Raw genomic sequence first — 23,047 nt, forward strand, 5'->3', positions numbered from 1 at the left:
TCATGGCCTTCGCGCCCGCTGGCTCGCAAACTCCTTTTCGGCACACAGGCGGGCTATGCGCCTTCGCCCTCGATCGGCACCAGGAAGCGACCGTGCTCGATCCGTTTCACGCTGTCGACATAAAGCGTCGGCTCCAGGATGACTCCATCCATATGGATCTTCGACATTATGGACCCGCCGACGTCGACATTCGTACCAAGCCCAAAATGCATCGTGCCAAGCACGTTCTTGTCCTCGCGCTGAATGCCGCGAATGACGGCTTTGGCGTTGACGCCCACCGAGGCCTCCGCCGGAAACATATAGGCGTTCTCATCGCCATAGGTTTCGAGGAAATCCCTAAGGATGCGGGCATCCACGCCGCCAACGATCTTCGTCACCTTGCCGTCCTTGACGATGAGTTCGATCGGACTGCCGAGCAGACCGAGATGGTGCATGGTGAGGTCTATGACCAGCTTGCCGTTGGCCGTTCCTTCGATCGGCGCGACGTTGAACTCGCCGGTGGGGTAAAGATAGTAATAGAGCTTGCCGGCCGGCCGGTTCTCGTCCTTCTGGAAGTTGATGATCTTGTAGGGGTCGAAATCTGGCGATGGCAGCGGCGGGACCCAGATCTTCCCCTCGACATGATAGGTAAAGTCGCTGCCGTAGCGCGACGTGACGCGGCAGACTTTGGCGTCTTCGCCGAACACGTTCTTGCCGACATAGTGCTTGCGCACAGCGATCTGCCGCATGTCATCGGTGATGGCGCCTGACTGAAGCCATTCGAGTCGCATGCCGCCGTCAAGGCAGATCGAAGGAATGCCGGCCTCCATCGACCTCAGGCTCGCCCGGCAGTGCAACATGCCGGTCGATGCCACCAGCACGTTGACGTCGGACTTCAGCATGGCCTCGCAGACGGCCTCTGGCGGGTCGTAGTAGTCGGCAGGCCGGCGGCTGAACAGCGTCAGCGTCGTGTCGGCCTTGATGTCGGCCAGGATCGTCATGATCGCCTGCCACACACGTGGATCGTGCTCGGTGTCGGAAAGCACAAGCACGCGCTGGCCCTCCTTGATGTTGCGCACAAGCGGACGCCGCAAATGTTCCAGCGTACCGGTCAGAAGGCCGCTCGCTCCCATCGTCATTCATCTTCTCCTGCCGGCATTGTCTAACTGCAACCCGTCTCGCCGTATTGTCCGATTGCATGGCCACTGTGTCGACATTTATGCTCCACTGTCAAGGGACCAGATTGCTATAGTACGGACACTTTTGACCTGACTGGCGTTGCTCAATGCGCAAATAATCCCCAATTTTCTGGCGATTTCTGCGAAATATGCCATGTTTAATTTTTTCGACGTGTCGACATTTTCTGCGTGACAATGCCGCCCTAGCACATTAAGTGTCGACATAAGTGAGAGCGGTCGGACGAGCAAGAGCGATCGCATAGCGGAGGAATTCCATGTCCGGGCGTCTTGCCGGAAGGAATGTGCTGATCACCGGTGCGGCGACTGGCATCGGCCGCGCTACGGCCGAGATGATCGTGCAAGAAGGCGGGCGCGTCGTCATTGCCGATATCAATGAGACGGCGGCGAAGGAGCTCGTCGGACGGCTGGGCGCGGCAGCCCATTTCGTACGCTGCGATGTGACGAAGGAACCGGACGTCAAGGACCTTCTCAACGAAACAATCGACAGGCTCGGTGGATTGGACGTCCTGATCAACAATGCCGGGATGATCACTCACAAAGCGGCGGTCGATGTCGACGTGGACCTCTGGGACACGGTCTTCGCGGTCAATGCACGCTCGACCTTTCTGGCAAGCAAGCATGCCATTGCGTATCTGAAGGCGGCAGGCGGCGGTTCGATCGTGAACATATCGTCGATGGCGGGCCTGCGCGGCGCGCCAGGACTCACCACCTACTCCGCTTCGAAAGCCGCGATCAACGGCTTCACGGTCGCCTTGGCGCTTGAGCTCGCGCCGCACAAGATCCGGGTGAATGCCGTCTGCCCTGGCTGGGTCGACACGCCGTTCAACCAGCCGGTCATCGACTTCCTTGGCGGTCCGGCGGCGACCGTGCAGGCCGTCAAATCGAGCACGCCGCTCGGACGGCAAGGGACGGTGAACGAGGTTGCGGCGCTCGTTCTCTATCTCGCCTCCGACGAGTCAGCCTTCACGACCGCGCAGGCCATTTCCATCAACGGCGGTGCTTACAACTGACGGAAAGCGGCCGGGGAAAATTGTCGGGGAGAATGATCGGATGAGCGAAAGCATCACGGCCAAGGCAGCGCAAGGCGGGATCGAAGCCGCCGTGAAACGCGCGACGCAGATCGGTGTGCCGATGAGCATCGCCATCATCGACTCGGGGCGCGCGCTCGTCGGCTTCCTCCGGATGGACAAGGCGCTTCTGGGCAGCATCGAGATCGCGCAGGCCAAGGCCTTTACGGCAAGAACCGTGAATGCGCGCACGAGCGATCTCATGCCGCTCGTGCAGCCCGGTGCCCCGTTCTACGGCCTGGAAGTCTCTCACCGGCAGCCGATGGTGATCTTCGGCGGCGGCGTGCCGATCACCCACCGCGGCGAGGTGATTGGCGCCATCGGCGTGTCCGGCGGTTCCGCCGAGCAGGATGTCGACGTGGCGGAGGCCGGCGCACGCTTTCTCCAAGGTCTGGAGACCTTCTGACGATGTTCGCAAGATCGAACGTTCTGGCTGGAATGAGTGCGTTTATCAAAAGGGAGGTGCATATGAGAATGAAACTTGGACTGGCGGTCGGGCTTGCCCTGTCTGCAATCGCGGGCGTGACCGGCGCCAAAGCAGAAGATGTCAAGAATTGGGGCTGGGCGCCCTATCCGGTGAATGCGTGGGAAGGCGACAAGTCGACTCCCAAGCAATATGAATTGCTGAAGCCTGAGGAGGTGAAGCAGAAGTGGCATCTCTGCGTGCTGATGCCGACGCTGACGGACAGTGTCTTTATCGGCATCAACTACGCCTTCGTGCAGGAGGCCAAGCGGCTCGGTCTGAAGATGACGATCTTCGACGCGGGCGGTTTCCAGAACCTGACGAAACAGCTCTCGCAATATGACAATTGCGTCGCCCTGGGAGCCGACGCCATCCTGTTCCAGGCGATCTCCGAAGAGGGGCTGGTGCGCAAGGTCGAGGACGGCAAGGCCGCCGGCATTGCGCAGATCGCCGTCGACAACATGGTATCGCCAAACATGCCTTATGATGCCGGCGTCTTCCCCGACAACTATCAGCAGGCTTATGCTTCCGCGAAGTTCAGCCAGGAACTCTTCAAGAACGAGACCGGCGAAGTCGGTATCCTGGATTTTCCTGGACCGCAGGCCGCCAACTGGGCTGCCGTCGGCGAGAAGGCGCATCAGGATGCGCTGAAGGGGACGAACATCAAGATACTCGCCACCATGTGGGGCAACACGACCAAGAACGAACAGCAGCGCCTGGTCGAGGACGCCCTGCATACCTATCCCGACGCCAAGGCGATCATCGGTAATGCCGTCATGAATGAAGTGGCGCCGAATGCCATCAGGGAATCAGGCCACGCCAACATTTCCGTCATCGGCGATTATCTGAACACCGGCAGCATGGCGCTGGTGAAGACGGGCGAAGTGACTGCTGCCCCGCTTCAGGGCAGCGTGGCCACTACCGTGATCGGCGTCGACCAGGCTGTGCGTGTCCTCCAGAAGATGCCGTTCGACAAGCGGCTTACCGCCACGCCGATCATGGTGACCAAGGATACTGTCGGTAAATACGACCTCTCGGGCGAATTCGGCCCAGATAACTGGAAGCCGGTCTTCTCGGTCGATTGACGGACATTTACAGGGCGGCCGGGAAGAGCACGCGCCGCCCAGTTTTCACGTAGCCTCCCAGGCAGCTTGGCCGGTGCGCGGACCCAATCGTCGCGCACCGGCGAAGCCTGTTTCAGCGAACACGAGGTGGATTTGCCTTTTTTGGTCGACTGAATAGGATTCAACCCGGCTTCAATTTGCTTCGGCTTGGTTGTCGTACAGCCATCACCCAGACAATTGCAGCAACTGACATTGGCAGATACGCGAAATGTGGCTCAGCATTGCTGATCGAGAGATTGGAAACGGAGGTCAAGCAGTGACGCGGGACTACGAGACACACAAGAAATTCCAGGCGGTGATCCGCAGGATCATCAGCGATCGTCACGACCGGCCATCACTCGTTTCGGACATTGCCTGCTCTGTCGGCGCCGACATATTGCAGGGCATCCGGCCACCCGGCGCCGACATCAATTCGGTGGAACTGGCGCGCACCTTCAAGACAAGCCGTACGCCCACACGCGAGGGACTGCTGCTTCTCGAGAAGGAGGGGCTGGTCGAGATCCTGCCCCGCCGCCGCCCACGTGCGGCCGCGCCGACCATGGCCGACATTGCCGAGCTCTACGAGGTGCGCGCCACGATCATGATGGCCATCGCCGCGGATGTTGCAAGGAAGGTCGATACTGCCGGCTTGGAGCGGCTGCGGGAGACGGTGACGAAATTGCGCCATGCGCTCGGTGATCCCGAAGCCTATTTCTGGGCTGGCGTCGAATTCCACGAGCGTATCGCGGAAATATCGGCGAACCGCACGATGCAGCGGTTCCTTAATTCCCTGATCCTGCGCACGTTGCGGCTACGTCGATTGAGCATCCGGCAACCCGGCCGCATGGATCGTTCCCTCGAGGATCACGCCCGGCTTTTCCGCGCGATTGAGGAAGGCGATGCCGAACTGGCAAAGGCCCTTGTCTACTCCAATCTCAGCGGCGCATTCAAATCGATCAAGCCCCTGCTGGAGCGTGAGGCGGAAGCAGGCACGCTGACGCGCGACGTCTAGGCCGGCAAGGCAGCGCGAATTCAATCGATCTTATTTTACCACATGTGTCGACATATATGCCGAAACTTCGCTGAGGGCCGATAGGTCGACCTAGAAGTCGAAACGTTTCTCCAAGGCTGCAGCGCTCCCTATGCGTCCGCCGAAAAGCTCAATGTCAGCTGACAAAATCGGAACAAATAGCGGTTTCGAAGTTGACTGGCCGCCGCGTCGCGCAGGAAGGCTACTCCCTGAAATTGTACCTTGACTTCATCGTCACTCGATGGAAGTGTCGACACGTCAACAGACGCCGGACATAGATGGTGACCTCAGGCGGTTGGAGGCATTGTCGACTGCGTCACCACCGGACCCGGCATGCGATCTGCCGATCAGGTCGTTATGCAGGTCAATGACGAGGAGCCGCCGAGGACGTCACATGGAAGTTACGAAACGCGAACGCGGCCTGCTGCTGGTGATGATCGAGATCGATCCGACGCATGAGGACGATTTCAACAGATGGTATCGGGAGGAGCACTATCCCGAGCGAATGGCATGCCCAGGCTTCCTGTCGGGAAAGCGCTTCCTCGCCCTGGAGGGCGAGCCGAAATACCTTGCTATTTACGAGCTTGAATCGCCGGCTGTGCTCGAAAGCCCGGAATACAGGAAGATAGCAGGACCCTCCGAATGGACGCAGCGGTTGAGGCCGCATTTCGTGAAGCACATACGCAATGTCTATGTCGAGATCGCGCCTTGAGGGCGTCGTTGTGGACGCAACCGGGCTTTCCGGGCAAGCTTTTGGCGAGCAGATCGGCGACACCCGACCGACCGATCGGTCTAAGTCGAAAGGCTGGTCGCCCAATCAGGGTGCCATCGCCGCGGGCACGCCCGTGACCCTCGGCGAGGACAACGATCCGAATGCCGGCGCCAACCTGATACGCCTCACCGGCATCACTAAGCGCTTTCCGGGCGTGCTTGCTCTCGATCATATCGATTTCGACATGCGGGCGGGAGAGGTCCATGCGCTGGTCGGCGAGAACGGCGCCGGCAAATCGACGCTGATCAACATCATCGCAGGCTCGCGGCGCCCGGACTCCGGCGAGTTCTTCTATCGCGGTGAAGAGATCCGCAATCTGACCCCGCATCGCGCTCGCTCCCTCGGCATCAGTCCAGTCTTCCAGGAATTCAGCCTCATCCCCGAGCTGGATGTCAGTTCGAACCTGTTCCTCGGCCGAGAATCGACCAACAGCGGCCTGCTGCGCATAGCCGACATGCAGGCCACCGCTCGCAGGCTGCTCGACGAACTCGGGTTCGAATTGGACGAGAAGGCTCTGGTAAGCGAGCTATCGCGCGCCCAGCAACAGATGGTCGAGATCGCCAAGGCCCTGTTGCAGGACCTGCATCTGCTCATCCTCGACGAGCCGACAGCATCGCTCACCGACCGCGAGGCCGAGAAGTTGTTCGAACTCATCCTCAAGCTCAAAGCGCGCGGGGTCGGCATCATCTATGTCTCGCACCGTATGGCCGAACTGCGCCGGATCGCCGACCGCTTCACGGTGCTGCGCGACGGCAAGCGGATCACCTCCGGCGCGATGGCCGAGGTCAGTGATGTCGGCCTGGTCGAGCTGATGACCGGCCGCAAGATCGACCTGCTCTTCCCCCGCATCAACCATCAGCCCGCAGCGACTCTGCTCGAGGTCTCCAAGTTCAGCACGGCCGACGGGCGCGTGCGCGACGTTTCACTCTCGGTGAAGGCGGGCGAGGTCGTCGGGCTGGCCGGTCTCGTCGGCTGCGGAAAATCGGAGATCGGCCGCGCTATCTTCGGCCTGGACAGGATCAGCGACGGCCGGCTCGTCGTGAAAGGCGAGACCGTCCAACGACCGGCGCCAAGCGAGATGTTTGCCCGCGGCGTCTGCTATTTCCCGTCCGACCGCGGCGCCGAGGGCCTGGCGCCCTCGCGAGCCGTTCGGGAGAACGCCTCGATGGCCGCCATTCGCGAAACGAAATTCTCCCGCCACGGGCTGCTGAAACGCGGGAGCGAAAGGTCCATCATCAGGTCGATCGCCGAGCGCTTGCGGCTCAGGCCGCCGGACATCGAGCAGCCGGTTTCGTCCCTTTCCGGCGGCAACAGGCAGAAGGTCATGCTCATGCGCGGCCTGAGCCGGCCAACGCAGGTCTATATCTTCGACGAGCCGACGGTCGGTATCGACGTCGGCGCCAAGGCCGAGATCTACGAGCTGATCGCCAAGCTGGTGGCGGACGGCGCCGCGATCCTGCTCATCTCGTCGGAGCTGCCCGAGATCCTGCATCTGTCGAACCGCGTCTATGTGATGCGCGAGGGCAGCCTCGTTGCCGACTTCGCGGGCAGCGACATTGCGGAAACGACCATACTGAACGCGTTCTTCAACATCGGCATGGCAGGCTGAAGCATGGCAAAGTTGCGGAATGTCACCTTTGGGAGCGGAAGCCGCAATGCCGCCCGCGGCACGTTCGGTTCCCTTGTTGCCGGCCTCGGCATATCCACGATCCTCATCGTCGTGCTGGTCGTCCTGTTCGGTCTGCTGAACCGGAACTTCTACGCGTCGACCAATATGGTGGACGTGGTCCGCAACGCGTCGAACCTCGTGATCATCTCGGTCGGTCAGGCGATCGTGCTGATCGTCGGCGGCTTCGACCTTTCCGTTGGCGCCGTGATCGCGCTGGCCAGTGTCGCCAGCGCTCTGACCATGGCCTGGTTGCAGCCGATGATGCCAAACCATGCCTATCTGGTCGTGGTTCTCGGCATTCTGGCGGCGCTTGCCGCAGGCGGCCTCATCGGACTCATCAACGGGCTCTGTGTCTCGCTGCTGAAGGTTTCACCCTTCATGGTGACGCTGGGCACGATGATGATCGCTTCGGGCATCGCGCTTTACAGCGCCGGCGGAACGCCGATCTATGGCATGCCGGCGGAATTCACCGACGACTTCGCGCAACTCCGCTGGTTCGGCCTGCCGACCAATGTCTATCTGGCCATAGTGGTCGTCGCCTTGACCTGGTTGATGCTGCGGCGCACGTCCTTCGGCAGGCATCTCTATGCGGTCGGCGGCAATATCGAAGCGGCACGCGCTTCCGGCGTCCGCTCCAATCTTTGTCTCGTCGCGGCCTATGTGCTCTGTGGCTTCCTTGCAGCCCTGACCGGCGTGCTTCTCACCGCGCGTGTCGGCTCCGGCGAGGGCACGCTCGGCGAGGAGTTCATGCTGCAGAGCCTGGCGGCCGCCGTCATCGGCGGCGTATCGCTGCGCGGCGGCGTCGGTCGGGTCGAACGCGTGGCTTTGAGTGCTCTGCTGATTGCGATCCTCGCCAACGGCATGAATCTCAGCCGGGTCGATACGCGGCTTCAGGCCATGGTGATCGGTGTATTGCTGGTAGCGGCCGTGGCCGTCGAAGGCGCAAGCCGCTTGAGGGCCAGAGCATGAGCACGGACATCGTTGGGTCGAGGGTCAGGATCCGCCAAAACCGCATCCGGCAGGTCGTCGCCTCCTATGGGCTGCTGCCGCTGGTGCTGATCCTGATCTGCGCGTTCTTCACATATCAGGAGCCGCGTTTCATCGCCACGCGCAACGTCATGAACGTGCTCACGCAGTCGAGCTATCTCGTCATGCTTGCCGCCGCGCAGTTGACCGTGCTTCTGGTGCGTGGCTTCGATCTGTCCATGGGTACGGGCTTGTCGGCGATCAGCGTCACGCTTGGCCTTGTCATGACGGGCATGCTGGCTGGCAATCCCAACTCCATCGGCCTCGCCATCTTCGCGGCGATCGTGGCCGCACTCGCGATAGGCTTGTTCGTCGGGATGGTGAACGGTGCCTGCGTGGTGTTCCTGGGCGTCAATCCTTTCGTCGCCACCCTCGGCACGCAGGGCGTCGCGGCCGGTTTTGCCGCGACAGTGTCCGGCGGTTTTCCGGTTTTTGGGCTGCCGGTCGCGTTCACGGACGTGTTCAGCCGCGCCAATGTGGCGGGCGTTCCCGTGTCGGTCGCAGTCTGCGTGCTGGTGCTCGTCATCCTCCACTTCATGCTGAATTACACTACTTTCGGGCGCGGCCTCTATCTGGTGGGCAGCAATCCCCGGGCGGCGGTGGTGGCAGGCCTGCCGACCAGCAAATACGCGCTCTTCGCCTATGTCGTGTGTTCCGTGGTTGTGGCGGTGGTGGCAATCCTGCTCACGGCCCGCACAGGGTCCGGCGAGCCGAACATGGGTGGTGGCCTCATGCTGCAGAGTATAGCGGCCGCGGTGATCGGAGGTGTGTCGCTGCGGGGCGGATTGGGGAATGTGTTCAATTGCCTGCTAGGCGGCGTCTTAATCACCGTCCTGCAGAACGGTATGGACCTGTTGCAGGTCGACAGCTTCCTGCAATTGGTCATCCTGGGGATGATCTTCATTGCCGCGGTCTTCGTTGACCGACTCTATTCCGCGGCACGGAGTGGCTGAAACCATGATTATGCAAACTTTCGGCGATCGGTTGCCCACATTGATCGCCGTAGTCTTGATCGGACGACGTCGAGCTAGCGCTGTCCAGCCTCCATCGACCCTGAGGCTGTCACCGGTGATGAAACGTGCGACCGGCGAAACGAGGAAGAGTATCGACCGGGCGATATCGACTGGCCTCGGCAGTTCGTTTCAGCGGAACCCGCGACAAAGCTTCATCGCACTTGGGCGCGAGGACTGCTCGCGCCCGGCCGTCGACCGCAGCTTTGAGGACGCGGAGTTCGCGTCGAGGTTTGTGAGCTAGCGGCGTCATGCTTGCACGGCGCGTGCTTCCCATAACGAATTGGATCGTCCTTGAGAGCGTTGCATAAAGCATCGCCAGCATCGAGACGCAGGGCCTCGGCTGGTCGAGCAAATATGCCTCCAGCATTGGCGACGACGCCATCACCTCGGGCCCCGAGGTGACCTGGACGACGACGCCGACCAGATGGAGCAACAATTTCTTCGACAATCTGTTCAACTATGCCGATGCGATACGCCGGTGCTGTGCCAGGCCATGCGGATGAAGAGCGGCCCGCAATGGCCGAAGTCGGCCGGCCACCAGTCCTGCGAATCCGTCATGATCTTGTGCAGGTCCGCGATCACCGCATCGAGGCCGAGCGTTGCGAACTCCTTGGCGTAGCCGAAATCTTCATTCATCGGATCCGAGAGGTTCGATTGCTGATGCAGGACAGCAACGTCGAGCTGGTTCGGCCACCAGCCACGATTGGACCGGCGGCGGATCCATGCGCCACGGGGCATCTGCCAGCGCTGTTGTCGTCGGCGGCGTCGATCTTTAGTCTCCGGTTTCATTCTCAGGCGAAGCGGACCGTCGCGTCGCCGAAGTCGTCAAACACCACCTGTACCGTGTCTCCCGGGCTGCATCGGGTCACACCGGAATATGTGCCGGTGGTGACGATCTGCCCTCTGAAAAGCCCCGTACTTTCCCGCAGTGTATTAACAAGCGCAACAAGAGGAATAACTGGATCTTTCGGAGCGAGCCCGCCGACTTTCCGGTCCACGACAGCCTCGCCGTTGACTATAACGCTCGCCGCCAAGGCCATGAAGTCACGCCCTCGCCAGTCCGCTCGCACCTTGCCGACAACAAAGCCGCCGTTCGACATGAAATCTGCGGCCCGCTCGATGGCCGGAACATTTGCGGCATCGCGAAAGCGCGAATCCACCACCTCCATTCCTACCAGCGCAGTCACTTTGTCTTCTATTTCTGCGCGCAGATAGACCTCCCGCCGCGGTGGCAAATCGGCATCGCAGCGGAATGCTATTTCTGCTTCGATACACAATCCTGGCATCTCGACGGCAGGAATGCGAGCTTCAGTTGCATAGACCCGGGAGGTTAAAAGAGCACCGCGCATGACGCCGAACTCTTCGGAGAGCGCCACCTTCCATCCCGCAATACGGTCGCCGAGCCCTGCTACGACCGCATGCTGGATAGCTTCAGCCTCCGCCGCAGAGTGCGGTCGGCTATCAGGCGGAAGTCTGTCAACCAATGAGCGATCGCGCCGAGCCAATATAAGCAGCCGGGCCGCTTCTTCAACCGCTTGACGATCCATCGACTAAGCTCTGTTCCTAAGCCGGAAGCGGCGTACCGTCAGGCGCCTGACGATTGACGCGCAAAAGCGCAGAGCCGTCCACGCCATCAGCTGTCTTGAACATCTGTTGGGCGCCGGCAATAAGGAGGTCGTTGATCCAACAGAAGTTCATGAAATCCTCGCGTACACGTTTTCCCGACATTCGGACGCGCTCGGCACCCAATGAAAATGCCGACTGCACTTCCGGATGGCCCGGATTGCCAGCGTGACCGAGGTCCTGCGCGAGATCCATCAGCCCAAAACTGAAGTAATCAATGCCAGGCAGGCTTGCCATTTCTGCGATATTATCAATTCCTTGACGGCTTTCTATCATCAGGCAGACGGAGACGCGCTTGTTGCATTCGCGAATATACTGCCGCTTGTCACCGATTTCGGTACCGTATTCCGGTCGACCTGAGCCAAACGACCTTTTGCCAATAGGCGCGAAGTAGCTGGCGTCAACAACCTCCATGGCATCATCTCGCGTTTCGACGTGGGGTGCGACGATACCCATGATGCCCCGATCCAGGAACCGATAGATCGTAGATGCCTTGCGGTCGAACACTCGAGCTATCGGAGTAACTCCGCACAGCTCCGCCGTGATGCAGGCAGTTTCGATGTCGCGCCAGTCGAAGCTGCCATGCTCTGTATCGATATAGACAAATTGCAAGCCGGCGGATCTCGCAAGAACTTCAATCGCCGGGGGCGCCGGATAGGTAAGATGGACGCCGCGGATTGTCTCACCGCTCGCTGCTGCCGCCTTAACAACATTGATCATTTTGGACATGCTTGGCCTTTTGCGCAGCAACAATCGAATCGACCGGTCACTCCGATCTCAGGTCCGGGGCACATATCCGTATGCGGCGTTGCTTCTTTCGCCGCCGTCGCGAAGGTAAGCGCGCTTCATCTTACCGATGCCATCCTGTTCCCACTGCGAAAGGTCACCTTCGGTCAGCGGAATCTTGTAGTGGCGAGCACCGTTAAGGCCGAGGATGGACTTCTTGATCAGCCCATCCGGCTCGCCGAGCGGCGCATAGCCAAATTTCTTCTGAAGGTCTTCGGGAATCTCCAGGCGACGGAATGCCTCGATCTGCCACTGCGGCCCACCCTGCCACACGGCATCGGTTCCCCAGAAGACGTGATCATACCCGAGACCTTTGACGAGCATGCCCACCATTGCACCGGCAACCCGCGGGCTGGTCGTGCAGCATGAGCCGAACACCGTACCAAGGTCTGCATAGACGTTGCTAACTCCAAACTTTTCAGGAATCGCCGCTAGATCGCTGACCCAGCGCAGTTCACCGGTGCGCTCGAAATGCGCCAGGTCCTCCACGAAGTCTTGCTGGAAGACAGCCAGGGCCGAGTGGTAGATGACGAAGTCGATCTGCGGCCAGTCCTTTGCGGCCTTGCCCACATCGTCGACCGACGCATATTTCCAACTGTTCGGCATCGAATTCGCATAGTCGGCCGGAAGCAGTCCCTTATGGATGCAGACGGTCGTGATGCCCGCTTTGATGATGCGCTCGTAGAACGGATACATCTCCTTTTCATCGTCCAGGCGCCAAGGATAGCGGGAGGTTTCCGGCAGGATGGGATCACCGACCGTGTAGCCCTTCCAACTGGTCGGATGCAGCACCTCAATGGCGCGCTCGACCTCATCCATCCAGCCGGGCGACTTCGGCGTGATCATAGTGTGAAAATAGAGGCGCTTGTTTTTCGCCAATCCATTGACGAAGTCGGCGGTTTCCTTGATCTGATCGTTCGACAGGAAAGTCTTGTCCGGATCGTCAGTAGGCGCCCCCGAAAGAAGGCCGATCGTGGTGTCGCTGTCGAAGTATATCTCCTTGAAGAAATTGTCGAATTTGTACATGTCGAGAGTAATGCGGCTGGAGGGACCAAGCGCCGGGTTCCAGCCATGGTCCGATGCATAACGCGCCAGGTCGACATGCTCGTCCCAAGTGTAGTCGTCACGCACGAAATGGACCTGCCCGTCGAACACGAATTGCTTGGCAAACTTTTTCTGCCGTGCCATCGCAGCGCCGGGATCGATTGACTCATCCCGGTCGATGTCGAACAGCGGGCCGTAGACCTCGTTCATCGCTACGAAGGCGGCCGCCATACCCATCGGGCTGCGAAGGAATTTCGGAAGATTCATACCGTGCTTGGACCCGTTGCTCTCAGCGAACGTCTTGATGCGCGCCTCGACCTCTTTCTGCTTCGAGTTCTGAGGCAGCGGGTTAAACTCGGCGTTTGAGATCATCTGCGTCGGGACAGGCGACCGGAACGCCGCCTCGTCGGCAGGAACCAGTTCTGCCAGCTCGCGATCACTTAGAAAGCTCATTGCAAATTTCCTCTTATGGACCAGGCCGGCAGGGTGGCCCTCGTCCTGTCTTCACTAACGATTGTTTGAAGCTACCAGCAGACAGTGACCATGGAAAATCGATAGTTTTTGCCTTCTACGATTGGATGAAGTTATCAATTGGAGGTTTTTCTCAGGCCGGAAGCGCGGCAATGATCCGGCTGAAAGCCAGCATGCCGGGATCGTCTTGGCCGATCGAACGTTGGGCGAACATCCGTGCCCGGCCGAGCTTGTTTGCTTTTTGGCGGAACGCCTCCAGCGCGGCGTTGGCGGCGTGGCTAGCCGCCAGGCGCATCGTGACGGGATCATCGATGCCAGCCAAAGCCACTCTCACGGCCTCGAGGGAGTCGAGCACTGTCTTGTCGCCGAGGGAACCTTTGCCACGGGCGATCATGGCGTCACGGGCGATTGCCAACAGGTCAGGTACATCCCGCCAGGCTATTTCGGTCGTGCCGTGTGTCTGGCGCCCGATCGCCATGAAGGCTGAGGCCACGATCGTTCCAAAGGAAGACGACGAAACGCTTTGAAAAGCTTTCGCGGCAGCTAAGAAACTCAGGCCGATATCAGGAGGGAAGTTCTTGGCGGCCTCGGCAACGGCCTGCCAGCCGGCCGAAACGGTAATCCCCAGATCACCATCGCCGAGCTTGCCGTCCTGGTCATTTAGCTCGTAGGTTGCTGAGCTTACACCCGCTGCGATAGCGGTGGCGGCACTTGCCAGGTCATCCGACTTGAATCCGGTGTCCACCATCACCGCACGCTCCAGAATGCACAGTGACAAGGCGCCTTAAGCAGTCGCTCCATTTCGCCATCGATGCTTGCGAGTGTGATTGTTGCGCCCGTCATCTCCATCGAGGTGGCGAAACGGCCGACCAATGGCATGATGACGTTGACGCCCAGGTCGGCAAGCCTGCTCTTCGCCCGCCGGAACATAATATATAGCTCTTCAAGCGGGGTTGCCCCGAGGGAATTGACGAGAATGGAGGCCTGATCGCCTCGCGAGAGGGGCATGTCAGCCAGCAGCCTGTCGAGCATCTCGTCCACGAGCTCATCCGCGCTCTTGAGCTTGGCGCGCCATATGCCCGGCTCGCCATGGATGCCCATGCCCATCTCGATCTCATCATCTGCCAGGAGGAAGGTCGGCTTACCGGCCTGAGGCACAATACAGGGTGTCAACGCCACGCCGATGGAGCGGCAGGAATCAGCAGCCTTCTGAGCCATGCGTGTCACCTCCGCGAGGTCGGCCATCTCCTCCGCGCGGGCACCGGCTATCTTGAAGGCGTAGACCATGCCGGCGACGCCACGGCGCTTGGCGGCTTCGGAAGGTGGGGCCGACGCGATGTCATCTGCAACACGCACGGTGGTGCACGCGATGCGATCCTCGAACTCCACAATCTCACCTGCCATGTCGAAATTCATTCCGTCGCCGCCATAATTGCCGTAGAGCCGCAAAACGCCCGCTCCCTCGGAGGCGAGCCGCATGGCGGTCGCCATGCGGTCGGACGGCGGTGAGGCAAAGACCTCCCCGATGACAGCAGCGTCTAGCAGCCCTTGCCCTACATAGCCCGTGAATATGGGCAGATGGCCGGAGCCGCCACCCGTGACGATTCCGACTTTGCCCTTGGTCGAACCGCCCACGCGCGTAACGATGCGCCGCTCGGGCTGAAAGTAAATGTCGGGATATGCGGCAACCAAACCCTCTATCGCCTCGTCCACATACCTTGCAGGATCGTTCAAGATTTTCTTCATTGCGTCCTCCTGGGCGTAGTCAAGCAATGCCTGTCCGGGCAAGTAGCTCGGCTACCAGTTGAAAATCGATTGGATGTTGTGGCTAGGTGACGCGACGCAGCCGCACGACGATCTCGACGCGGTCAACTTCGAAGCCGGGTGGTGGCTCGGGCACACGCTCGACATTCATCATCGCCGGTGTGATGTCGCGGATGCTCTGGTCGTCCTCGATGAAGAAATGTGGATGCTCACTGGTGTCGGCATCGAAGAAGGTCTTTCCGCCAGAGACAGAGATCTCGCGAAGCAGGCCGAGTTCCGTGAACTGATGCAGCGTATTATAGACCGTTGCCAGAGAGACCGGGATGCGATCTTGATGTGCCTCGGCATAGACGTCTTCCACCGTAAGATGACGGTTGCCCCGACAGAACAGAATTTTGGCCAAGGCGATGCGTTGCCTGGTCGGTCGCAGACCCGCACCCGCCAGTCGCGCGCAGATCCCGCTCCCCGCCTGCGTGATTTCTACCATGGCCGTATGTTGGCTTTTCATTGACGGTCCAATCGTTGAAAGTCAGCGACCTTTGCGCCGCGACTGATCGATGAAGACGATGAGTATAATCAGGCCGCCGGTAATCACCTGCTGCCAGAACGAATTGATATTGACGAGATTGGCACCGTTATTGATGGTGCTGATCAGCATCGCGCCCAAGAGGGGTCCGTAGGCGGTGCCTATTGCACCGAACAGACTGGTACCGCCGATGACGGATGCCGCGATCGACTGCAGTTCCCACCCCTCACCCGTCCCGGCGATGGCTACTCCAATGCGCGATGCGGTAAGCACGCCCGCTAGCGCAGCGAGCGTTGAAGAAATTATATATACCAAATAGATCGTCGCTGTAACGTTCACCCCGGAGAGCCGTGCAGCTTCGCGGTTCGATCCAGTGGCGAAGATATAGCGACCGTAACTTGTGTGATGAAGAAGCAGATATGCCGGAATTGCAACAGCGATAACAACCCAGAAAAGCAATGGAATGCCCAAGAATGAACCCACGGAAAAATCGGTGAACGGGTCGGGAAATCCGGAAAGCGGCGCGCCATTGGTCATGATGAACCCAATGCCGCGCACCGAAGTCAGCGTAGCCAGCGTCATGATGAAGGGCGGCAGTCCAAGCCGCAGGACGCCGAACGCGTGAAAAGTACCAATTGCGGCGCCGACGAGGAGCGTCAAAGCGATCGAGAGCCAAATAGGCAGCCCGGCCTGCATCAGCATAGCAACCACTACGCCGGTGAAGCCGATCACCGCGCCGACTGACAGGTCGATTCCGCCTGTGATGATGACGAAAGTCTGGCCAATGGCAATGATCGACCAGATCGAGGCTTGCCGAGCCAAGTTGACGAAGTTCGTATGCGTCAGGAAAGTGTCTGTCGTCACCGATAGAGCGGCCCACATCACCAGCAGCAGGCCAGCCAGCGAAAGTCCTCGCAAGAAACCGAAGCGCGCGGGAACGGCACCGCGCCGAACGGTGGTGGAGGGGATGTCAGCAGCGGAGGCAACGTCCTTGTGGCTCATTGGAATGTGTCCACTTCACGGGATGAGCCGCTGTCGGCGAAACCCTGAAAACATTCGCTCGAACATCTCCCAGGTATCCACAGCATCAGGAAATCCGGCTTTGCGGATTTTGATGGTGCTCGTCATCACGTCGTAACCGCAGTTCAGGACAAAGTCGCCTGCCGGCCAGTAAGCGATCGCCTCATAGGGGTGCGGCACCAAGCCATACTTCTTGACGATACCTTCCCAGATCGGCCCTTTGTCCGACATAAGCGTGGTGAGCGAGATCTGCTGCTGGTTGGCAAGCGGCATGTCAAAGAAGCGGGCGACCGCATTCCAAAGCTGCTCCCAGCGGAAAAAGTCTCCGTTGGCCACGTTAAAGGCTTCGCCCGCCGGCGCTTCCAGAGCCGCCCAGGCGGAAGCGCGTCCGAGATGCGCCGAATCCGTCACCTGAGCCAGCGCATGGTAGGCCGCGGCCGAGCCGGGATACCGCAGCGGCAGGCCCAGTTCCTTGCAGATCGTCGCATAGACGGCAATCAGCAGTGCAATGTTGAAGCCATGCCCATCGGCGAAACCCGACGTGCAGACGAGGTCTGGCCGCAGTATCACGACGTCCCAAGGCTTTCCTGCAGCCTCGGCATGCAGCCAGTCCTCCATCGAATAATAGAAATTGGGCGGCAGTACACGTGGATCGCTTTCGATCGCCGGCGTCTTGAATGGTCCAAGATAGGATCCGTAATACATCGCTCCTTCGTAAAGAACGACGCGCTTCAGGCCGCCGGCGGCCGCTGCGCCATTGACGAAATTGCGCAGCATCTCGACGTGCAGATCAACCTGCTGCTGAGGATCGGCACGGAGGAAAGAGGCAAAGAAAAGATGGGTTGGCTTGCCAAGCGCAGACAAACCCGTGCGGGTGGCCTCGGGATCGAGAAGATCCATCCGTTGATGGCGAAACTTGCCGCCGGATGGCCCGGGCCGGCGGGATACAGACACGACCTGCCATCCGTCGAGCGACGCAAGGTGCTCCGCAACCGCATGTCCAATCACACCTAACCCGCCGGCGACTACGGCCAGCCTGGGTTCCGTCATTTCACTCTCCACTATGGCGCTCCTCACTGCCGCGCAAAGCTTGGCCATTTCCAACGGTATCGTAAGCCGGCTTGCGGCATCGCGAGCACTTCGGTCCAGCTCTCGGCGGCTTGGTACCGTGCAAAGTTGAACCCTATCAGTCGCGAGACACCGGAAAAAATCGAATTTTCCTCTAACGAGGATAAGAAAATTCTATCATCTGTCCGCCTTTCTATAAGTCGCTGCCAATGCTAACGTTTTCGAATTCAGCACTTGGAAAAAGCCATGACAAATGAAGAACTCGCCAAACAAAACGCGAAGCGCCGGATTTTTCAGATCGGCTTCGTGACGAGGGATCTTGAGAAGAGCATGCAGGCCTGGATCGACAATCTCGCCGTCGGCCCTTGGTTGGTTCTGACCTTCACCGAAAAAACAATGAAGAACTTGCTCGTGAACGGCAAGCCAATCGGGGAGCCATTCAAGTTTCTGATCGCCGCCACAACTATGGGCGACACGCAGATCGAACTGATCCAACCCGTCTACGGTCCTACCCACCTCGCCGAGTTTCTCGAAGAGAAGGGCGCCGGTTTCCACCATATAAAGGAGTTCGTCCCTGACGACCGGATTCCAGGTATCCTGAAGGCCCTTCAGACCAAAGGCATCGGCATTCTGCAGACCGGTGAATTCGGCCCGGACGTACACTATCACCTCGACACTGAGGCAAAGCTCGAATTTATCTACGAGATTGGCAACTGCGCTTCGGTTGATTTGCCGTCGGAAATGGTCAGCACCTATCCGCCTGAGGTTGAGCTTCGCGTGCCGGATTTGAACTAGGCCGAAACCGGACGCGCTTCGCCTCCGATCGCTTCAGAGAGGATCGTTTCCTGCCTGGCGTCGCGATGGTTGTGCGTTGCCACGAGTCTACCGCGCCGGAACACGTGCAACGTATCCGCCAGGTCGTAGACCTCGGGCAGATAAGAGGAGACGAGAATGATGCCGGCCCCGGCTTTCAGGAGTTGGGCGAACAGTCGATAGATCTCGATCTTGGTACCTACGTCGACGCCGACGGTCGGTTCGTCGAAGATGAAAAGGTCCGCACCATGATTGAGCCACTTGCCGATCACGACCTTCTGCTGATTGCCGCCCGACAGCGTTCCCGTCAGCGCCGCTCGCGACGGTGTGGCAATACGCAGGTCCAGGATCTGTTTCTCTGCTCGGTCGCCTTCGGCGCGCGTGTCGACGATGAAGTGGCGGCGGAGCTGGTCGAACACCGTGAGATTGATGTTGTGGCTGATGCTGAGGTTAAGGCACAAACCTTGGTCGCGCCGGCTTTCCGGCACGAGCGCAAGGCCAGCTTTGATGGCAGCGGATTCATTGGCGGGTTTGTAGGCATTGCCGCGCCATATCATCTCGCCGGAGATCACTTTGTTGCGGCCGAAGACACACTGTACAAATTCACTGCGTCCGGCGCCGATGAGGCCGTACATGCCGACGATTTCTCCGCGGCGCACGGTTAGCGAAACGTCCTCGAAGCCCGGCCCCCGGAGGTGTCGCGTTTCCAGCAGGACGTCGCCAAAAACCACCTTCTCCTTATAGTGCAGGTCGGTGATCGATCGATTGACCATATCGCGAATGAGCGTCGCCTGATCGACATCCGCGATGTTGCGTGTTGACACCAGAGAACCATCGCGCAACACGGAAACCTGATCGGCCAGCTCGAAGATCTCCTCCAGCCGATGGCTGATATACGCTATTGTCACGCCCTGCTTGTGCAGGCGCCGGATCAGGTTGAAGAGCTGCTCGGTTTCATTCCGCGTCAGGTACCCGGTCGGCTCGTCAAAGATGATCAGCTTGGCGCCTCGGATAGCTGCCCGGGCAGTGGCGACCAGTTGCTGCTGGCCAATACGCAACGACGCTAAATTCGTCCTGGAGTTCAGTTCGAAACCCAGGTCATCGAGGACTTTTTGCGCCTCGCGCTCCATCGCGCGATCATTCAGGAATGACAGCTTCGTATTCTCATCGCCCAGGAACATATTGGCGGCGACGCTGAGGTGCGGACACAGCACCATTTCCTGATGCACGGCGTTGATGCCGAGCAAGATGGCTTCCTGTGGACTTGCCAGCGCGACCGGTTTGCCCTGCCAGAGGATTTCACCGCCCGTTCGCTCGTACGCACCAGTCAGCAGCTTGATGAGCGTGGACTTGCCGGCGCCGTTCTCGCCAACGATGGCATGAATTTCACCGCCTTGAAGGTCGAGGTCCACAGCCTTCAAGGCATATGTCCCGGGGAATTGCTTGTCCAGCTTCCTCAGGGTCATCAGGGGCGTCGTGTGGGTCTGCGCTCGCGACGGCAAGATCTCTAACGCAGACGCCACCAACGACGCCCCTGAGCCCCCGGGGAGGTGCGGCCCTGTCATGGGCTTTCCGCTCTGTTTTCTATCTGGCCAGTATCAGTTTACCTTCGGGCTGAGCAGGGCTTTCGAGGCGTCGGAGTCCATGTTTGCCTTGGTTATGATGGTGACGCCGGTGTCCACGGTGGCCGGCACGTCCTTGCCTTGCGAGGCATCGAGCGCGATCTTCACCGCATCATGGCCTTCGCGAAACGGATTCTGCACCGCCATGGCATAGATCACGCCGTCAGCCAGCATCTTCACTGTCTTGTCATCACTGTCGAACGACACAAGCGTGATCTTGTCCTGCGCCTTGTTCTCGGCGAGCGCCTGGCCTGCTCCCTGCCCCATTACCAGCGCATTGGCGAACACGCCGACCAGCTTGGGATAGGCGGTGATGAGATCAGTGGTGTTGTTCAGGGCGGTCGTCGCCTGTCCGTCGGCGATCTTGTTGGCGACGATGTTGAGACCAGAATATTTGGCCTTGACCTGGTCGATGAAACCCTTGACGCGACGGTCACCCGAATCCTGGCCCGCGATGTTGGTCAATACCGCGACGTCGCCCTCAACCTTGCCGGTCTTGGCCTTGACGCCTTCAGCAAGGGCATCGGCTGCAGCGGCGCCGCCAGCGATGTTGTCGGTCCCGAGAAATGAGGTCAGCGATTTGGTGTCGGCCGAGCCGTCGATGCCGATGACCTTGGTGGTTTTCGCGGCCTGATCGATCGGCTTTCCAAGCGCCTTGAACTGGGTCGGCGAGATGACGATTGCAGCGGGCTGGCCGGCAACGGCATTCTCGAGGATCGAAATCTGGCCGGCGATATCCCCTTCAGACTGGGCTCCCAGTTCCGGCACGTTGACATTGTACTCCTTGCCGGCGGCGCGCGCGCCAGCGAGCACGATCTGCCAATAGAACGAGGTTGTATCCTTGACGATGACCGGGATTGTCGGCCTGTCATCTGCGGCAGCGGTGGTCGATTGAACCGCAAGAATCCCTAATGCTGCCAGGCCAGCAGCAATCAATGCTTTCTTCTTCACATCTTCCTCCCAACAGAGCTTTGTTTTCGCTCCTATTCACCCTCCCTCCCCGTGCTCGGGCGGTAGCGCGCATCGTTTTTCCATGCGCCGAGAGCGAGTGTGGGCTGACCCTATCAAAGAGAAAGGGTTTAGCAAAATTGATTGTTCTCTCGCCATATGATAGGTATGCCCAATCATGCGATTGACCCTTGCCCAGCTGATTGCCTTTGAACGTATCGTTCGGCTTGGCTCGTTTCATGCCGCCGCACAGCATATCGGGCTTACCCAGCCCAGCATTTCCCAGCGTATCCATGAGCTTGAAGACATATTGGGCGCGCAGCTTTTCGTGCGACGCGGCCCCAAGATCAGCGTCACTGCTGAGGGGACCGCACTGATCGCCTATGCCGACCGCATGCTGCAAACTGCCACGGAGCTGTCCGATCGTTTTCGGACCCGCAATCCCTTGATGGGGCTATTGCGACTGGGGTTGACCGAGACCTTCGCGCTGATCTGTCTGCCCGAGTTGCTCAACCGTCTGGAGTCGCGCTACCCATCGCTGAAGACCTCGGTCCAGGTTGGCGACACAGCCTCACTTGGCAAGCTTTTTTCCGAGCAGGTGCTCGACGTCGCCATTATGTCGGAGCCCGACATCGATCACGACATCCGCCGCGAGCCGCTCGGCACGAACGAGCTAAGCTGGTATGTTGGACCAAACACCAACATTCCGCTAGGCTCGCTCTCTCCCGCGGACCTGTGCGCGCACCACCTGATCATCCCGCCTCCGCCGGCGAGGTTATACACCACAGCCATGCGCTGGTTCAGTCAAGCGGGCGCGACACCTCTAAGGTTGAGCATGTGCAACAGTCTTTCAGTGACTATTCCAACTGTTATCAACGGGCTCGCAGTCGGGCTCATCCCCACCCGTGTTATGGCCGACCGGGTCGCTAGAGGCGAGGTCCGCAGGTTGAACGTGGTGCCTGCTATGGACGGGCACCGCGTCTCCATATGCTACCAACCCGGCGAAGCAAACTCGGGCTTGCAGGAGGTCATCCAGTTGATGCGCGATCTGGTAGCTGAGTACCGTCTTTTCGTTTGAACAGTTAGGGCTACTTCACCACCGCGAGGCGAATGCGGTCTGTTGTCAGGGCGACGGCGCCGATTATGACCAGCCCGTAGCAAAGCGGCTCATAGCCCGGATCGACGCCAGCCACAGCAATGCCGACGCGCAGCACCGTTATCACCAGAACGCCGATGATCGTCTGAACGAACCCGCCCAGCCCGCCGGTGATCGTTGTGCCTCCGACGACGACGGCTGCGATGCTCGGCAACAGCAGACTGGTCGCTGCGCTTGGATTGCCGCTATAGGTGCGCGCCACGGAGGCGATGCCCGTCAGGCCGGCAAGCAACCCCGAGAGGGCGAACACCATGATCTTGATGCCCCCGACCGGAACGCCCGAAAGGATGGCCGCGCTTTCGCCAAGGCCGATCGCCCGCACATAGCGCCCCATTCTGGACCATCGGAATGACAGCCAAAGCATCAGCCCGGCTGCGATGCTCACCAGAAAGGAGACCGGCAACCCGACGAGCGTTCCTTCGATCCACCCGACCAGATCATAGTTCCGGCTGACCGGAACAGTGGTGTGCGCGATCGACAGCGCTACGCCGGACCACAGTCCCATTCCAGCCAGTGTCACCACGAAGGAGGGAATCTGCGCCTTGAACTGGACGTAGCCCTGCCCCGCACCGACCAGCGTCGATAGCAAAAGCACCGCAGCCAGTCCCGCTACACCATATCCAGGCAGCAGGAGCGCAACCAGCACAGAAGCCAGCGAGGCGACCGCGGCGATGGACAGATCGATCGCGCCGAGCAGAATCACCGCGGTCTGCGCGAGCGACAGCAAAAGTATGGGAACGCATTCGGCGGCCAGCACGCTCAGGCTATAGAGCGAGAGGAAGGATGGCTGCACTGCGCCGATACCAAGGACCAGCACGACGAGCACGCCTGCTGGTGCGAGACTGACCCCGAGGGATGACAAGCGGAAGGCTGATTTTGGCATCG

At 59.8% G+C, this 23,047-nt stretch carries 22 protein-coding genes and 1 pseudogene; 10 read left to right on the forward strand and 13 right to left on the reverse strand.

Annotated elements, in window-relative coordinates:
• Window positions 1–53: 53 nt before the first annotated feature.
• Window positions 54–1,118, reverse strand: a complete 1,065-nt coding sequence (locus FJ414_RS07560; RefSeq protein ID WP_140643023.1) for a hypothetical protein — start codon at window positions 1,116–1,118, stop codon at window positions 54–56.
• Window positions 1,119–1,432: 314 nt separating this feature from the next.
• On the opposite strand from FJ414_RS07560, the gene FJ414_RS07565 reads away from it, so the two are divergent.
• From FJ414_RS07565 to FJ414_RS31730, 8 genes are all read left to right on the forward strand, one after another.
• On the forward strand, window positions 1,433–2,188 hold the full coding sequence (locus FJ414_RS07565; RefSeq protein ID WP_140643025.1) for an SDR family NAD(P)-dependent oxidoreductase: 756 nt from the start codon (window positions 1,433–1,435) through the stop codon (window positions 2,186–2,188).
• A 40-nt stretch (window positions 2,189–2,228) separates the two neighbouring features.
• Window positions 2,229–2,651, forward strand: a complete 423-nt coding sequence (locus tag FJ414_RS07570) for a heme-binding protein (RefSeq protein ID WP_140643027.1) — start codon at window positions 2,229–2,231, stop codon at window positions 2,649–2,651.
• Between the two features lie 62 nt (window positions 2,652–2,713).
• The gene (torT, locus tag FJ414_RS07575) at window positions 2,714–3,793 is read left to right on the forward strand and encodes a TMAO reductase system periplasmic protein TorT (protein ID WP_181181553.1); all 1,080 of its coding nucleotides are present in this window, start codon (window positions 2,714–2,716) and stop codon (window positions 3,791–3,793) included.
• Window positions 3,794–4,040: 247 nt separating this feature from the next.
• Complete coding sequence (locus FJ414_RS07580; protein ID WP_140643031.1) at window positions 4,041–4,823, forward strand: FCD domain-containing protein; 783 nt, start codon at window positions 4,041–4,043, stop codon at window positions 4,821–4,823.
• Between the two features lie 412 nt (window positions 4,824–5,235).
• Window positions 5,236–5,553: a DUF4286 family protein gene (locus FJ414_RS07585; RefSeq protein ID WP_140643033.1), complete on the forward strand. Its 318-nt coding sequence runs from the start codon at window positions 5,236–5,238 to the stop codon at window positions 5,551–5,553.
• The gene (locus tag FJ414_RS07590) at window positions 5,534–7,222 is read left to right on the forward strand and encodes a sugar ABC transporter ATP-binding protein (RefSeq protein WP_140643035.1); all 1,689 of its coding nucleotides are present in this window, start codon (window positions 5,534–5,536) and stop codon (window positions 7,220–7,222) included. Before FJ414_RS07585 ends, FJ414_RS07590 begins: the two co-directional genes overlap by 20 nt.
• Before the next feature lie 3 nt (window positions 7,223–7,225).
• On the forward strand, window positions 7,226–8,251 hold the full coding sequence (locus FJ414_RS07595) for an ABC transporter permease (RefSeq protein WP_140643038.1): 1,026 nt from the start codon (window positions 7,226–7,228) through the stop codon (window positions 8,249–8,251).
• A complete protein-coding gene (locus tag FJ414_RS31730) occupies window positions 8,248–9,261 on the forward strand; it encodes an ABC transporter permease (protein ID WP_140643040.1) in 1,014 nt (337 codons plus the stop codon). Before FJ414_RS07595 ends, FJ414_RS31730 begins: the two co-directional genes overlap by 4 nt.
• 534 nt (window positions 9,262–9,795) lie before the next feature.
• Here the strand turns inward: FJ414_RS31730 and FJ414_RS07615 are convergent.
• The 9 genes and pseudogenes from FJ414_RS07615 to FJ414_RS07655 all read right to left on the reverse strand — a co-directional run.
• A pseudogene (locus FJ414_RS07615) lies at window positions 9,796–10,091 on the reverse strand (catalase-peroxidase); the annotation flags it as partial.
• A 21-nt stretch (window positions 10,092–10,112) separates the two neighbouring features.
• Window positions 10,113–10,868: a fumarylacetoacetate hydrolase family protein gene (locus tag FJ414_RS07620; RefSeq protein WP_140643042.1), complete on the reverse strand. Its 756-nt coding sequence runs from the start codon at window positions 10,866–10,868 to the stop codon at window positions 10,113–10,115.
• Window positions 10,869–10,884: 16 nt separating this feature from the next.
• Complete coding sequence (locus tag FJ414_RS07625; RefSeq protein WP_140643044.1) at window positions 10,885–11,673, reverse strand: aldolase/citrate lyase family protein; 789 nt, start codon at window positions 11,671–11,673, stop codon at window positions 10,885–10,887.
• Between the two features lie 48 nt (window positions 11,674–11,721).
• Entirely contained in the window at window positions 11,722–13,227 is a 1,506-nt protein-coding gene (locus tag FJ414_RS07630) for an amidohydrolase family protein (protein WP_140643046.1), read from the reverse strand.
• Between the two features lie 151 nt (window positions 13,228–13,378).
• Window positions 13,379–13,993: a dihydroxyacetone kinase subunit L gene (locus tag FJ414_RS07635; protein WP_140643296.1), complete on the reverse strand. Its 615-nt coding sequence runs from the start codon at window positions 13,991–13,993 to the stop codon at window positions 13,379–13,381.
• Window positions 13,993–14,991, reverse strand: a complete 999-nt coding sequence (locus FJ414_RS07640) for a dihydroxyacetone kinase subunit DhaK (protein WP_140643048.1) — start codon at window positions 14,989–14,991, stop codon at window positions 13,993–13,995. The genes FJ414_RS07635 and FJ414_RS07640 overlap by 1 nt, the downstream gene beginning before the upstream one ends.
• Before the next feature lie 82 nt (window positions 14,992–15,073).
• Entirely contained in the window at window positions 15,074–15,517 is a 444-nt protein-coding gene (gene irr, locus FJ414_RS07645; RefSeq protein ID WP_246672322.1) for a Fur family transcriptional regulator Irr, read from the reverse strand.
• 21 nt (window positions 15,518–15,538) lie between these two features.
• Window positions 15,539–16,537, reverse strand: coding sequence for an ABC transporter permease (locus FJ414_RS07650; RefSeq protein WP_140643050.1), 999 nt, complete (start codon window positions 16,535–16,537; stop codon window positions 15,539–15,541).
• Between the two features lie 15 nt (window positions 16,538–16,552).
• Window positions 16,553–17,605, reverse strand: a complete 1,053-nt coding sequence (locus FJ414_RS07655; protein WP_140643052.1) for an SDR family oxidoreductase — start codon at window positions 17,603–17,605, stop codon at window positions 16,553–16,555.
• 264 nt (window positions 17,606–17,869) lie between these two features.
• Between FJ414_RS07655 and FJ414_RS07660 the strand changes: the two genes are divergently transcribed.
• Complete coding sequence (locus FJ414_RS07660) at window positions 17,870–18,418, forward strand: VOC family protein (RefSeq protein ID WP_210239650.1); 549 nt, start codon at window positions 17,870–17,872, stop codon at window positions 18,416–18,418.
• Here FJ414_RS07660 and FJ414_RS07665 read toward each other — a convergent pair.
• Both FJ414_RS07665 and FJ414_RS07670 read right to left on the reverse strand, forming a co-directional pair.
• The gene (locus FJ414_RS07665) at window positions 18,415–19,902 is read right to left on the reverse strand and encodes a sugar ABC transporter ATP-binding protein (RefSeq protein WP_181181554.1); all 1,488 of its coding nucleotides are present in this window, start codon (window positions 19,900–19,902) and stop codon (window positions 18,415–18,417) included. The two genes, FJ414_RS07660 and FJ414_RS07665, sit on opposite strands and share 4 nt — an antisense overlap.
• A 132-nt stretch (window positions 19,903–20,034) precedes the next feature.
• The gene (locus tag FJ414_RS07670) at window positions 20,035–20,979 is read right to left on the reverse strand and encodes a substrate-binding domain-containing protein (protein ID WP_246672334.1); all 945 of its coding nucleotides are present in this window, start codon (window positions 20,977–20,979) and stop codon (window positions 20,035–20,037) included.
• Between the two features lie 205 nt (window positions 20,980–21,184).
• On the opposite strand from FJ414_RS07670, the gene FJ414_RS07675 reads away from it, so the two are divergent.
• Window positions 21,185–22,084 carry a LysR family transcriptional regulator gene (locus FJ414_RS07675; RefSeq protein WP_140643060.1) on the forward strand — a complete coding sequence of 300 codons (900 nt, stop codon included), beginning with the start codon at window positions 21,185–21,187 and terminating at the stop codon, window positions 22,082–22,084.
• 10 nt (window positions 22,085–22,094) lie between these two features.
• Here FJ414_RS07675 and FJ414_RS07680 read toward each other — a convergent pair whose 3' ends face one another.
• Window positions 22,095–23,045, reverse strand: a complete 951-nt coding sequence (locus FJ414_RS07680) for an ABC transporter permease (protein ID WP_140643062.1) — start codon at window positions 23,043–23,045, stop codon at window positions 22,095–22,097.
• Window positions 23,046–23,047: the final 2 nt, after the last annotated feature.

The sequence above is a fragment of the Mesorhizobium sp. B3-1-6 genome (assembly GCF_006439555.1).
GTDB lineage: Bacteria > Pseudomonadota > Alphaproteobacteria > Rhizobiales > Rhizobiaceae > Mesorhizobium.

Coding starts and splice junctions, on each gene's coding strand:
- FJ414_RS07560 (WP_140643023.1), bottom strand. CDS start 1,118: ATGACGATGGGAGCGAGCGGCCTTCTGACCGGTACGCTGGAACATTTG.
- FJ414_RS07565 (WP_140643025.1), top strand. CDS start 1,433: ATGTCCGGGCGTCTTGCCGGAAGGAATGTGCTGATCACCGGTGCGGCG.
- FJ414_RS07570 (WP_140643027.1), top strand. CDS start 2,229: ATGAGCGAAAGCATCACGGCCAAGGCAGCGCAAGGCGGGATCGAAGCC.
- torT (WP_181181553.1), top strand. CDS start 2,714: ATGAGAATGAAACTTGGACTGGCGGTCGGGCTTGCCCTGTCTGCAATC.
- FJ414_RS07580 (WP_140643031.1), top strand. CDS start 4,041: ATGTGGCTCAGCATTGCTGATCGAGAGATTGGAAACGGAGGTCAAGCA.
- FJ414_RS07585 (WP_140643033.1), top strand. CDS start 5,236: ATGGAAGTTACGAAACGCGAACGCGGCCTGCTGCTGGTGATGATCGAG.
- FJ414_RS07590 (WP_140643035.1), top strand. CDS start 5,534: ATGTCGAGATCGCGCCTTGAGGGCGTCGTTGTGGACGCAACCGGGCTT.
- FJ414_RS07595 (WP_140643038.1), top strand. CDS start 7,226: ATGGCAAAGTTGCGGAATGTCACCTTTGGGAGCGGAAGCCGCAATGCC.
- FJ414_RS31730 (WP_140643040.1), top strand. CDS start 8,248: ATGAGCACGGACATCGTTGGGTCGAGGGTCAGGATCCGCCAAAACCGC.
- FJ414_RS07620 (WP_140643042.1), bottom strand. CDS start 10,868: ATGGATCGTCAAGCGGTTGAAGAAGCGGCCCGGCTGCTTATATTGGCT.
- FJ414_RS07625 (WP_140643044.1), bottom strand. CDS start 11,673: ATGTCCAAAATGATCAATGTTGTTAAGGCGGCAGCAGCGAGCGGTGAG.
- FJ414_RS07630 (WP_140643046.1), bottom strand. CDS start 13,227: ATGAGCTTTCTAAGTGATCGCGAGCTGGCAGAACTGGTTCCTGCCGAC.
- FJ414_RS07635 (WP_140643296.1), bottom strand. CDS start 13,993: ATGGTGGACACCGGATTCAAGTCGGATGACCTGGCAAGTGCCGCCACC.
- FJ414_RS07640 (WP_140643048.1), bottom strand. CDS start 14,991: ATGAAGAAAATCTTGAACGATCCTGCAAGGTATGTGGACGAGGCGATA.
- irr (WP_246672322.1), bottom strand. CDS start 15,517: ATGAAAAGCCAACATACGGCCATGGTAGAAATCACGCAGGCGGGGAGC.
- FJ414_RS07650 (WP_140643050.1), bottom strand. CDS start 16,537: ATGAGCCACAAGGACGTTGCCTCCGCTGCTGACATCCCCTCCACCACC.
- FJ414_RS07655 (WP_140643052.1), bottom strand. CDS start 17,605: ATGACGGAACCCAGGCTGGCCGTAGTCGCCGGCGGGTTAGGTGTGATT.
- FJ414_RS07660 (WP_210239650.1), top strand. CDS start 17,870: ATGACAAATGAAGAACTCGCCAAACAAAACGCGAAGCGCCGGATTTTT.
- FJ414_RS07665 (WP_181181554.1), bottom strand. CDS start 19,902: ATGACCCTGAGGAAGCTGGACAAGCAATTCCCCGGGACATATGCCTTG.
- FJ414_RS07675 (WP_140643060.1), top strand. CDS start 21,185: ATGCGATTGACCCTTGCCCAGCTGATTGCCTTTGAACGTATCGTTCGG.
- FJ414_RS07680 (WP_140643062.1), bottom strand. CDS start 23,045: ATGCCAAAATCAGCCTTCCGCTTGTCATCCCTCGGGGTCAGTCTCGCA.